General features: G+C 35.2%; 13 protein-coding genes. 6 read left to right on the top strand and 7 right to left on the bottom strand.

Annotated features, from left to right (window positions below):
- Positions 1–88: 88 nt before the first annotated feature.
- From FNW17_RS01340 to FNW17_RS01315, 6 genes are all read right to left on the bottom strand, one after another.
- The gene (locus FNW17_RS01340; RefSeq protein WP_144070710.1) at positions 89–829 is read right to left on the bottom strand and encodes a BatC protein; all 741 of its coding nucleotides are present in this window, start codon (positions 827–829) and stop codon (positions 89–91) included.
- Positions 829–1863: a VWA domain-containing protein gene (locus FNW17_RS01335; protein ID WP_143390070.1), complete on the bottom strand. Its 1035-nt coding sequence runs from the start codon at positions 1861–1863 to the stop codon at positions 829–831. Before FNW17_RS01335 ends, FNW17_RS01340 begins: the two co-directional genes overlap by 1 nt.
- 7 nt (positions 1864–1870) lie before the next feature.
- Positions 1871–2872 carry a vWA domain-containing protein gene (locus tag FNW17_RS01330; protein WP_144070709.1) on the bottom strand — a complete coding sequence of 334 codons (1002 nt, stop codon included), beginning with the start codon at positions 2870–2872 and terminating at the stop codon, positions 1871–1873.
- A complete protein-coding gene (locus FNW17_RS01325) occupies positions 2872–4497 on the bottom strand; it encodes a hypothetical protein (RefSeq protein ID WP_143390068.1) in 1626 nt (541 codons plus the stop codon). The genes FNW17_RS01330 and FNW17_RS01325 overlap by 1 nt, the downstream gene beginning before the upstream one ends.
- 51 nt (positions 4498–4548) lie before the next feature.
- The gene (locus tag FNW17_RS01320) at positions 4549–5412 is read right to left on the bottom strand and encodes a DUF58 domain-containing protein (RefSeq protein ID WP_143390067.1); all 864 of its coding nucleotides are present in this window, start codon (positions 5410–5412) and stop codon (positions 4549–4551) included.
- 87 nt (positions 5413–5499) lie between these two features.
- Positions 5500–6504, bottom strand: coding sequence for an AAA family ATPase (locus tag FNW17_RS01315; RefSeq protein WP_143390066.1), 1005 nt, complete (start codon positions 6502–6504; stop codon positions 5500–5502).
- Positions 6505–6717: 213 nt separating this feature from the next.
- On the opposite strand from FNW17_RS01315, the gene FNW17_RS01310 reads away from it, so the two are divergent.
- Entirely contained in the window at positions 6718–7590 is an 873-nt protein-coding gene (locus FNW17_RS01310; protein WP_144070708.1) for an aldo/keto reductase, read from the top strand.
- 57 nt (positions 7591–7647) lie between these two features.
- Positions 7648–8409 (top strand): SDR family NAD(P)-dependent oxidoreductase, encoded by a 762-nt coding sequence (locus FNW17_RS01305; protein WP_144070707.1) that lies wholly within the window; start codon positions 7648–7650, stop codon positions 8407–8409.
- A 134-nt stretch (positions 8410–8543) separates the two neighbouring features.
- Here the strand turns inward: FNW17_RS01305 and FNW17_RS01300 are convergent, their stop codons facing one another.
- Positions 8544–9359 carry a DUF4382 domain-containing protein gene (locus FNW17_RS01300; protein WP_143390063.1) on the bottom strand — a complete coding sequence of 272 codons (816 nt, stop codon included), beginning with the start codon at positions 9357–9359 and terminating at the stop codon, positions 8544–8546.
- Between the two features lie 99 nt (positions 9360–9458).
- Between FNW17_RS01300 and FNW17_RS01295 the strand changes: the two genes are divergently transcribed.
- From FNW17_RS01295 to FNW17_RS01280, 4 genes are all read left to right on the top strand, one after another.
- Positions 9459–10598 (top strand): ATP-binding protein, encoded by a 1140-nt coding sequence (locus tag FNW17_RS01295; RefSeq protein WP_144070706.1) that lies wholly within the window; start codon positions 9459–9461, stop codon positions 10596–10598.
- 62 nt (positions 10599–10660) lie between these two features.
- Positions 10661–11095, top strand: coding sequence for a hypothetical protein (locus tag FNW17_RS01290; protein WP_143390061.1), 435 nt, complete (start codon positions 10661–10663; stop codon positions 11093–11095).
- A gap of 58 nt (positions 11096–11153) precedes the next feature.
- Entirely contained in the window at positions 11154–11879 is a 726-nt protein-coding gene (locus FNW17_RS01285) for a metallophosphoesterase family protein (RefSeq protein WP_144070705.1), read from the top strand.
- A gap of 29 nt (positions 11880–11908) precedes the next feature.
- The gene (locus FNW17_RS01280) at positions 11909–12394 is read left to right on the top strand and encodes a DUF6646 family protein (protein WP_144070704.1); all 486 of its coding nucleotides are present in this window, start codon (positions 11909–11911) and stop codon (positions 12392–12394) included.
- Positions 12395–12526: the final 132 nt, after the last annotated feature.

The raw sequence follows: 12526 nt of genomic DNA, 5'->3' as shown, positions 1-12526 counted from the left end.
TGTTTAATCGTTTAAGTGTTTAAAATTGTTTAAAGTTGTTTAAGCGATGTGCTTTAAACAACTTTAAACTTTAAACCATTTTAAAATCTTACCAATCTTTCTCGGTTTGAACTGGTTTTCCTTTTACTTTTTGGGCATTTACTTTGTCTTGAATCTTCTTCTCTTCATTATTTACGGCATCTAGAAGGTTTTCGGTTCGTTGTTTAGAAATTCCGCTAGGCGATGGTTTTGGTTTTGGTTTTCCTTCATCCTTTGGTTTTTCGTCTTTTTTATCCTTGTCTTTATCTCCTTTGTCGTCCTTTTTATCTTTTTCTTTATCGTCTTTCTTGTCTTTTTCGCCGTCTTTCTTATCGTCCTTTTTGTCTTTGTCTTTATCTTTATTTTTGTCGTCTTTTGGTGGAGGATTATCTTTAAGCATTTTTTTAGCTAAAGCATAATTATATCTCGTTTCTTCATCCGAAGGCTTGTTGCGCAACCCATTTTTATAGGCCTCGACCGCATTAGTATAATTTTTTTCTTTCATAAAAACATTTCCCAAGTTGTGAAATACTTTATGCCTTTGAACTCTCGATTTTGTGTTTGTCAATGCAGTTGCATATGCAAATTTGGCTTCTGCTGCTTGGTTTTGTTTGTAAATGGCATTCCCTAAATTGAAAGGAGCAACGATTCGTTTAGGAAATTTTGAATGAGAAATCCTGTAATTTGCCTCAGCTTCAACAAAATTCTTTTCAGCATATTCATCGTTCGCTTTAGGCAACGTTTTGTCTTTCTCCTGAGCCGAAACTGCAAAAGAAAGCATTAGTATCATATATAAAATAAAATTCTTCATTATTTTTTTTCGTTAAATAAATTCAACTTTTGAACCCATTTTGTCTTTCTTTCCAAAAGGAAAACATCTAAGAACAACAGTACAAATGCAAAACCCAAAAACCACTGAAACTGGGATTGAAAATCAGCCATTTGTGTCGATTCGAATTCCGTTTTTTGAATATTGTCCAACGCATTTTTTACATAATCCAAAACTGCTTTTGTATTATTTCCGTCAACATATCCGCCTTTTGTAGCTTTGGCAATGGTGTTCAATCCATCTTTATTGAGTTTTGTAATCACGACTTCATTATTGTTGTCTCTCTTAAAACTTTCGACAACACCGTTGACTCTTAATGGAATTGTACTTCCCTTTTCGGTTCCAACACCAATGGTAATGATTTTCATCCCTAATTTATTGGCCTCTTCAGCCGCTGATTCCGCCCCTTCTGAATGATCTTCTCCATCAGAAATTAGTATCAATAATTTGCTTGTTTTGCTTTTTTCGTCGAAATAGGTTGCCGATAATTTTATGGCTTCGTCCAGCGAAGTTCCTTGCGAAGAAACAATATCTGTGTTTATGCTTTGCAAAAACATTTTGGCCACACTATAATCGGTCGTGATGGGCAAAACGGGAAAAGCACTTCCTGCATAAGCCACGATTCCTATTCGGTCACTTCCTAATTGATTAATGATTTGCGAAACAATTTGTTTGCTTTTTTCCAATCGGCTTGGTGCAACATCTTCGGCCAACATACTTTTAGAAACGTCCATTGCAAAAACAATGTCGATTCCTTCTCGTTTTACGGTTTCCATCTTGGTTCCAATCTTTGGATTTACCAATCCAAAAATTAGTACAACAAGTGCCAAAAGTAGTACAACCAGTTTTAAAATAGGCTTGAAAACAGATTTCTCCGGACTCAGTTTTTTAACCAAATCTAAATCACCAAATTCGCGCTGTTTTTTTCTTTTCCAATATTGATTGTATAGAAAAAGCAGTACCACAATGGGTACTATAAAAAGAAGGTATAAATATTTTGATTCGTCTAATTCCATTATTTGTTTAAATAAAACTCCTGTAAACCGTGTTGCGTAATCCTAATTCCATCAAAATCAAAAAACCTGCAAGCCACACAAAAGGCCTATATTTTTCATCATAATCATAAAATTTTAATTCTTTAATTTCAGTGGTTTCTAATTTGTTGATGGAGGCATAAATCTCGGCCAGTTTACTGTTGCTCGTTGCTCTGAAATATTTTCCGTTGGTTTTTCTAGCTATATTTTTCAACAATTGCTCGTCTATTTCCACTTTCATCATTTGGAATAAAATTTGTCCGTTTGGTGAAAGAGCATAAGGAGATTCTGCCATTCCGTTTGTCCCTATCCCAATGGTATATACTTTTATTCCGTATTGTTTCGCTATATCTGCCGCAGTTTCGGGTTCAATAAAACCAGCGTTATTCACTCCATCGGTCAACAAAATAATAACTTTACTCTTAGCTTTGCTGTCTTTTAATCGATTTACAGCTGTCGCCAATCCCATTCCAATTCCTGTTCCATCTTGTAAAACATTGTCGTATTTTATGCTTTTTATAGCTTCTAAAACTACGGCTTTATCGCTCGTTACCGGAGTTTTTGTATAAGCCTCTGATGCATAGACCACGAGTCCAATTCGGTCATTTGGTCTTTCTTCGACAAAATCGGATGCGACATCTTTAAGTGCTTCCATTCGGTTTGGCCTCAAATCTTTGGCGAGCATACTTCCAGAAACGTCCATTGCCAAAACAATATCAATTCCTCTTGTGGTCTTAGTTTGATTGCTAACATCAACTGTTCTTGGTCTTGCCATTGCAATTATCAAGGAACTTAAAGCCAATATTCGCAACACATTCAAAACTGGTTTTAATCTTGTTGCCAAAGTATTCGACCCTTTAAATCCTTGTATCGAACTCATCTTCAATGTTGCCGATTGTTCGTTTCTTTTCCAATAAATCCAAGCTATAGCGATTGGAATCAAAAGAAACAACCAAAAAAATTCTGGGTTCAAAAAAGTTAATTTTCCCATTATTGTTTTGTGTTTTGAAGTTCGACAGAGCTCATAATTCGTTCTGAAATTTGATTTGCGTATTCATCGCCTTCTTTGTGAACGATAATTATTTGCTGTAATCCGCCTTCCTGACTAAAAATTAAAACTTCATAATATAATTTTGTACTACTTTGACTATTAGTGTCAATTTGCGAAAAAGTTCCGAATCCTTTGATGCCTTTGATACCTTCTTTGGTTTCAAAATCTTCTTTTTTCACAATCATATTTTGTGCGCCTTGAGCCTCCATAGATTGCAAAGCTCCATCTAATGATTTCTCCAAATCGATTTGTGTTTGCTGTTTGAAATGCAAAGTAGAAACCATTATATAAAAATTGTCAATCAGACTTCCGTAGGCAAAAGATTGCATTTCTTTAATCAAAGCCATTCCTTCTTTGGGCAATGATTTTGTCAAATCAACCCGCTTAAGCACTTTTGGGGTTTCAATTCTTACAATCGGATTTCCGTATTCGCTTTTTATCCATTCGCCTTCCAACAATTCTTTAGATGGATGACCAATTATATTGTCTTTCACATAATCAAACCCTTTAGTTATAACCAAGAAAACAAATATTCCAAAAACAAGTCCCACAATAGCACCAGCAGCGGTCATAATGCGAGATTTTTTCTTTTTTTGCAGTTCTCGTTTCAATTGTTCTTGACGTTGCATTTCGTTAAGCAACAATTCATCAGCGTTTTCAACTACTATTGGAATGGCTTTGTCTAAAGTAACAATGGCTCTTTCTATCTTTTTTCGGTCTTCGGTAATTTCGAAATCCATTGGTTTGGATTTGGCAAATTTCACTAAATCAGCTTGTTTTAAAACCATAAAAAGGCTATCAATTGTTTCTTTTGAAAGTTTCATTTTCTTTTTCTGAGAAGCTATTTTCAATCCTTCAATCAGTTCCGAAGTAGTGCTTTCCATTGCAGGAATTTCGATGGCTTCTTCGATATAATTTCTAACAATATCAGTCAATTGGCTATAATATTCTTTGACTTCACCGTGTTGCCAGAGTTCTTTTTTCTCCAAATTATTTAATAAACTCGTTGCTTTTTCGATTGGCGTTTTATAAATTTCTTCTTCTGTTTTTTGCTTTTGTCTTTTTTTAATGTACCAATAAATCAATGCTCCGATACCTGCAATCAATACTAAACCCAATAAATATTTCCACCAATCGCCAATTCCTTCGTTGGCTGGTACAATATCTTTGATGTCGTACATTTTTTGTTTCAAGGTATCGACTTGCACATTCGCCACCTCAACTTTAAGAGAATCCGATAAAAATACTTTGTTGTTAATCAAAATCTTTACTCTCGGAATCGTGTATTTCCCGGAATCGAATTGGGTTAAACCGTATTTTTTAATTAATTCATAACGGTCATTTTTTCGGATGGTATCAATCGGATAGGATTGAATTACCTCGAGTGATCCAAAGTTTTTTAGATTTGGAAAAACCACTCTCGACAACGTATCGACATTGGTTTTCAACGTTAGTTTAAACTCGGCTCCAATTTTATTTTTGGTGGTATCAATACTGGTTGTCACTTGTTTTTGTTGAGCAAAAACGGAAGTGGTAAACAGAAAATATAATAGTATTTTTTTCATTCTTTTTCATTTAACCCTGTCAGGGTTTTGAACCCTGGGTTATATTTTTTCTTATCTCGATTTAAAATAGCCTAATAATTTGGTGACATAACTTTCGTCAACTCTAGTATTTACAACACCAGCACCCGATTTGCTAAATGTTTCTTTGAAATATTTCAGCTTCTCTTGATAGTATTTTTCATAATTGATTCGTACTGATTTTGAACCTGTATTAATCAATTGTATTTCGCCGGTTTCGGCATCGAGCATTGAAACCATTCCTAAATTTGGCATTTTTTCTTCGCGAATATCATACACTCGAATACCGGTAATATCGTGTTTCTTGGAAGCAATTTTCAAAGTATGCTCATAATCTTCGGAAATAAAATCGGAAATCACGAACACAATCGCTTTCTTTTTTTGAGTGCTCGACAAGAATTTCAAAGCCTGAGCGATATCAGTTTTGTGGCTTTTAGGTTCGAATTCGATTAATTCTCGAATGATTCTCAAAACGTGCGAACGTCCTTTTTTGGGTGGAATGTACAATTCGATTTGGTCCGAAAACAAAATTAAACCAATCTTGTCGTTGTTTTGTGTGGCCGAAAATGCCATTGTAGCGGCAATTTCGGTAACGATATCTTTCTTGAATTGGTTTTTGGAACCAAAACTTTCTGAACCCGAAATATCCACCATCAACATCATGGTCAATTCGCGTTCTTCCTCGAAAACTTTTACATGAGCTTCGTTGTAACGAGCCGTCACATTCCAATCAATGGCACGAATATCATCGCCATATTGGTAAGGACGCACTTCACTAAAAGTCATTCCACGACCTTTGAACGACGTATGATATTCACCCGAAAAGATATGATCACTCAATCTTCGAGTTTTAATTTCTATTTTTCTTACTTTTTTTAAGAGGTCTTTTGTTTCCATTGCTTCAGATTGCAGGCTTCAGGTTGCAGATTGCAGAACGCAGATTTCAGATTGATGACTACTGCCATCTGAAATCTGCTATCTGATTTACGGTACTTCAATCTCGTTTACGATTTTGTTGATAATATCAACTGAAGTGATATTTTCGGCTTCGGCTTCGTAAGTGATTCCAATTCTGTGACGTAATACATCGTGAACCACGGCGCGAACGTCTTCTGGAATTACATAACCACGACGTTTTATAAAAGCGTAACATTTTGCCGCATTAGCCAAATTGATACTTCCACGAGGCGATGCTCCAAAACTGATTAATGGTTTCAAATCGGCCAATTTATATTTCTCTGGATAACGGGTGGCGAATATAATGTCCAGAATGTATTTTTCTATTTTTTCATCCATGTAAACCTCACGAACAGCTTCTTGCGCACGTAAAATTTGTTCTACAGAAACAACTGGATTTACTTTTTCGTAATTTCCTTTTAGGTTTTGACGAACCACCATTCTTTCGTCTTCCATTTTTGGATAATCAATCACGGTTTTCAACATAAAACGATCGACTTGTGCTTCTGGCAAAGGATAGGTTCCTTCTTGTTCGATTGGGTTTTGTGTTGCAAGAACCAAAAACGGTTTGTCTAGTTTGAAAGTCGTGTCACCAATGGTCACTTGTTTCTCCTGCATGGCTTCTAACAATGCCGATTGCACTTTGGCAGGCGCACGATTAATCTCATCCGCTAGAACGAAATTGGCGAAAATAGGTCCTTTTTTTATAGAAAATTCATTGGATTTAATATTGTAAATCATGGTTCCCACTACATCGGCAGGCAATAAATCTGGAGTAAACTGGATTCGGCTAAACGAACCGTCAATGGCTTGAGCCAAAGTATTAATCGCTAATGTTTTTGCTAATCCTGGAACACCTTCAAGTAAAATATGTCCTTGCCCTAAAAGTCCAATTAATAATCGCTCAATCATATGTTTTTGACCTACGATTACTTTATTCATTTCCATGGAAAGTAAATCGATGAAGGCGCTTTCTCTTTCTATTTTTTCATTGATGGCTCTAATGTCCAAAGTGCTTGTATTTTCTTCCATTTTAATATTTTAATTGCAGTAAACTGTGTTGGCATTTTTTGATGGTGCAAATTGAATTTTTTTTTAGAAGTAAGATGTTAAAAAATGGTTAAAACTTCTCACAAACATTGAATTTTAAGGATGTTTTGTGATAGTATTTTCATAATTTTATAGTTTTTAAAAAAAACAAGTCAAAATTAAGAATTCACTACTAATTTTATACCATTGAAACAAATGACAAAAACACCTTTTTCAAAAATTATTGCAGGAACGATGACTTGGGGGATTTGGGGAAAGAAGCTGGACAAAAATCAAATAATTGATTTAATGAATTCCTGTATTGAAATCGGGATTACAACATTTGATCACGCCGATATTTATGGTGGTTACACCACTGAGTCTGATTTTGGGAACGCTTTTGGCGAAAGCCAAATTAAAAGAGAAGACATTCAACTGATTTCAAAATGCGGCATTCAGTTACCTTCAGAAAACAGAAATACTAAAATTCACCATTACAATTATTCGAAATCCCATATAATTTGGTCGGCCGAAAACTCTTTGAAAAATTTAAAAACAGATTATCTGGATTTGTTTTTGTTGCACAGACCAAGTCCGCTTATGCAAGTTGATGAAATTGCCGAAGCGATTGAAAAACTTAAAGCCGATGGTAAGATTCTGGATGTTGGCGTTTCTAATTTTACTCCGAGCCAAACGGATTTAATTGAGACAAAAATGAAAATTAATTACAATCAAATCCAGTTTTCAATTACGCATTTTGAACCAATGCTCAACGGGAGTTTAGACCATATGCAGCTTCATAAAATCAAGCCAATATGCTGGTCTCCAATGGGAAGTGTTTTTAAAAAAACTGATGAAAAATCCATTCGAATTAAGGAATTGGCATCACAACTTTCGCTAAAATACAATGTAGAAACTGAGGTTTTGCTTCTTGCCTGGATTTTAAAACATCCTTCGGGAATTTTACCGGTTTTTGGCACAACCAATAAGAGTAGAATTGCCAATTTAATGAAGGCTACAACCATCGAAATAGAACTCGAAGATTGGTTTGCATTGTGGACGGCAAGTACTGGAAATCCAGTTCCATAAAAGGTAAAAATAACAAAAATGAAATCAAAAAATAATGATTCCGGAAAACTATAAATCATGAGTAAAACAGCCCTAGTTACAGGAGCGACCAGCGGAATTGGAAGAGCAACAGCACGAATATTAGCCAAAAACAATTATAAAATAATTCTCTGCGGAAGACGGGAAGATCGATTGAAGGAACTCGATAAAGAACTTTCTGAATTTACAGAAATCCACACTTTGTGCTTTGATGTTCGGGATAAAAAAGCGGTTTTTGAAAGCATCAATTCGTTGTCTTCTGCCTTTTCTAAAATTGATGTTTTGATTAATAATGCTGGAAATGCGCATGGTTTAAGTCCAATACAAGATGGCAATTTAGACGATTGGGACGCTATGATTGACATCAATGTGAAGGGACTTTTGTATGTTTCGAAAGCCATAATTCCGCAAATGATCGAACAAAAATCAGGTCATATTATCAACATTGGTTCCATTGCAGGAAAGGAAGTGTATCCCAACGGAAATGTGTATTGCGCATCGAAATATGCTGTTGACGCCTTGAATAAAAGTATGCGAATGGACTTAAATCCTTATGGAATTCGGGTGGGAGCCATTCATCCCGGGATGGTCGAAACCGAGTTTAGCGAAGTGCGTTTCAAAGGCGACAAGGACAAAGCCAACAATACTTACAAAGGTCTAAAACCCTTGATAGCAGAGGATATTGCAGATATTATTCATTTTGTAGTTTCTAGACCATATCATGTTAACATTGCTGATTTGATTGTTTTGCCAACCGCTCAAGCCTCTGCTACAATAGTGAATCGGTCTTTGAATATTTAAATCCTCACCCCAGCCCTCTCCAAAGGAGAGGGAGCCAAAACTGGATTAGAAACAATCTATTATTATCATAAAATGAGGAAGCCGTCTCAAATAATGTTTTGAGACGGCTTCTTTTAACACTTTAGTTAACTTTTCTACAGCGTAATACTGCCCATATCTTTAACTGCTCCATTAACGACAATTACATCTGGAATCGTTTTTATCAACAATCCAGAACTGACATCAGGAGTTAAAGTCACGATATAAGTTCCGGGTGGAACACCATTTAATTGAAATATACCTTGCGCATTGGCATAAGCCGAAACAATTTCGGTCCCCACAACAACAGAGGCCAATACTTGTTTAGCAACAGCTATATTAGTAATAGTTCCTTTAATAACTCCCGAAGTTGCTGCTGCTGTAACTCTCATAACAGGATGTAAGTTATAGTTGCCAGAATTTCCTGCCTTAACAACGGAATGATCCACGTCAAAATCCATCAAGAATTCATAAGATACGCCTCCAAGCAAGGTTTGATTCACTTTTAGTTTCAACCCTGATTGTTGGGCACTTGGAGTACTCAAGGGCATAATAGTGCCGTCTTTTAGCATTACTGTGTTCTTGTCGCCAAGCAACAATCGAACTTGTCCTAAATAAACTGACGGGATCAAAGTATCTGCCAACATAAGGCTAACTCCTCCTGTTAAATCCAATAAGTTATAAATTTTACCTCCCGAGGGAGTGTTACCAATGCTTACCCATCCTTGATCATCAATGTTTGTAGAGTTTTTTATCATAATATCTCGCACATCAATGTTTACTTCTTTGTAATCTCCTGGGGCATCGACCAGTCTCACCTTGATTGCAGAAGTTTGGGAAGAACCACTGCTGTCATCATTACAGGCTGAAAAAAATAGACTTACGAATGCAATTACAAGAAAACTTAACACATAAACTTTAATATTTTTCATAGTTTTGGGGGAATTAAAAATTAATAATATATACTCATAGGAAAACGGTTAAAAAAATAAAAAAGTGTCTTTTTAAAACCAAATCAGTGAATTTTACAAATGATTAACAAACGTCTTTTAATTAAAAACCTACTCGCTCACAATGATGAGAGCAGTTTTTATGACAAAAAACGGCAGTTAAATTTGCATTCACGTGAGGGAAAAGCAAAATTTTTGAAACACATTTGCGCTTTATCCAATTCGAATCCAGCCAATAATTCCTATATCGTTGTGGGTGTCGAAGACCACGATAATGAGATTGTGGGCGACGATTTTTTTGACGACAGTCGGATTCAGAATCTGGTAAATGCCTATCTCGAAAATCCTCCGAAAATTCAATATGAAAATGTACCTTTCCCCAATTTGTCCAAAGATAAAGTCATTGGACTGGTGACTATAAAAGCCAAAAGCAAAACTTCACATTTCAAAAAAGGAATTCATACCATTCCTGCCAACAGCGTTTTTATTCGTCGAGGCAGCAACACCGTTCCTCTTGAAGGAGAAGTCGAAAAAAATTATCAAAACACGGAAACTGTCATTGGCATTGAAAATAATTCTAGAAATAGTATTGGTTACACGCTAGATGGCGTGATTGATTTTATGAATTTTCGGCACAAAGATATGGCGCCAAAATACAAAGTTTTCAAGGAATTATTTGTCATTTGTTGGGCTGGAGTTCCCAAAAAATCTAGAGAAACCACCTTTCTTTCCCGTGTTGATATTGAACTCATCAATGAGCAAATCAAGCTGTTTTATTCGGCTCAGGATGTGGTTACGATTACTTTTGATGACGATTCTTTTACCATTATCGAATATGTGCCTTTGGGTTTGAATGATAAAACCAGTTTTTATCCTTTAGAAAAACAAACCCTTCATTTTCAAGATAATGGGTATTATAAAATTGACCGAGAATTCCTTTTTCAACCGCCAGAATTCAACAATAAAATGTTGTTTCACATTTATAATTCGAATATTTCTTTGTTGAACAAACTCCAAAAAGGGCTTTCGTTAACCGAGCGAGAACAGAAAGATTTAGAAAATTTGCCCTCGACATTTATGATTTGTTACCTCAACGGATTTGAAGATGCCAAGCAAAAATTGATTGACGCCAAACTGCTTTTGAAACCGTTCACTTCTGTATACTTGTCTTTTAAAGAAGCGTTGCGAATTTTGAGAAAGATGAAGTATGATGTGCAGTAGAAATTTAACCGCAAATTCACAAATTAAATAGTTGTAAACCACTTACGAACAAAAAATTCAAAATGAAAAATATTATATACTTTTTGATAATTTTATCTTTAGTGTCTTGTTCAAGCAGAAAGGAAATTGTTTTGCAAAAAATAGAAAATTTTCGGAGTGAAAAAAAAGATTGGAATAATTTGACTAAACGTATTCTAAACGATAAAACCGTTAACAGTAAACTTGGTCTACTAATAGAACCTGAAGAACTGGATGACTCTCTTGCAAATGAACTTTTGAAAAAAGAAATTGTATCCATAACAGTTGGAAATAATAAAGATTGTCAAAGAGTAGAATATCAAAAAGGTTGGGAAAATTTTATTGGGACACAATATTTAATATGGACAACTTGTGATAGTTTGAAAACTAAAAAAGGTTATTATGAAGATTTAAGCCCTATTGAGGTTTTTGGAATTGGAGAAAAATGGTTAACTTGGATAGACACAGATCCGATTTAAACTAACAAAGACTTCAGATTGAATTAATGTTTTTGAGATCATAAACAAAATAAACAAAATGAGAACACTCGTTATAGGCGATATTCACGGTGGTTTGCGGGCGCTGCACCAAATTATGGAAAGAGCCAATGTTACCCCAAAAGACACTTTAATTTTTCTGGGTGATTATGTGGATGGCTGGAGCCAATCGCCACAAGTGATTGATTATTTGATCGAATTGAAAACGACGCACAATTGCATTTTCATCCTTGGCAACCACGATGAATTATTATTAGATTGGCTAACAAAAACCAAGGATAATCCTTTATGGTACCATCATGGTGGAGAATCAACCGTTTTGGCTTATGCCAATGTTAGTGCCGAAACGATTAAAAGCCATATCGAATTTATACAATCATTACAGAATTTTCATCTTGACGAACAAAATCGGTTGTTTATACACGCTGGTTTTACCAATATGAATGGTGTGGATTATGAATATTTTCCGAGACTGTTTTATTGGGACAGAACACTCTGGGAAACTGCATTGGCATTGGATAAAAAAATGAAAAAGGATGATTTAATGTATCCAAAACGATTGACATTATACAACGAAATCTACATTGGTCACACGCCTGTTTCTAGAATTGGCAAAACCACTCCAGTAAATATGGTCAATGTTTGGAATGTAGATACTGGAGCAGCATTTAAAGGCCCATTAACTATAATGGACGTGGAAACCAAAGAATTATGGCAAAGTGAACCCTTGCCAACTTTATATCCAAATGAAAAAGGAAGAAATTAAAATACCTATCTTTGCAAAAAAATATAATTATGAAAAATTTTTTTACAATCGTATTATTAGGCGCATTTTGTTTAGTAAATGCTCAGGCTTTTAAAGGAAAAGGAGATACAAAACTCAACATCGGGATGACAATTCAAAATGGCGGAACTGGAATTTTAGCCATAGCCGATTTTGGACTAGGCGAAAACTTTTCGATTGGTGTTCTTACTTCCTATTTGTTGGGCGGAAGCAATATTAATGACGTTAATGCTGAATATCGTTTTGATGCCAAAGCCAGATTCAATGCTAATTTGGGAAGCGTAATGAATATTTCTCCAAAATTTGACGTGTATCCTGGTTTGAATTTAGGTTTGAAAAACTTTGGTGGACATCTGGGTGCTCGTTATTTCTTCTCGGATGGATTTGGAGTTTTTACTGAATTTTCGGTTCCGTTTGCAAAATATGATTCAGATGCTATGTCAAAATACAACAATGGCTCAACGTTTAATATTGGAGCTTCGTTCAATTTAGACTAGTCAAGTTAAAAATCGATTAGTTTGAGTGATTACTCAAACCATTAAAAACCACCGGTGCTTCTAGCATATGGTAGTTTTTATTTTTGATTTTACTGGAATATAAAGTACCGTCTCAACGGGTGATTTTAAATT

The organism is Flavobacterium franklandianum (assembly GCF_007097365.1).
GTDB classification, from domain to species: domain Bacteria; phylum Bacteroidota; class Bacteroidia; order Flavobacteriales; family Flavobacteriaceae; genus Flavobacterium; species Flavobacterium franklandianum.
Note: the sequence above shows the minus strand (reverse complement) of the source record. Positions and strands in the feature narration are given on the sequence as shown.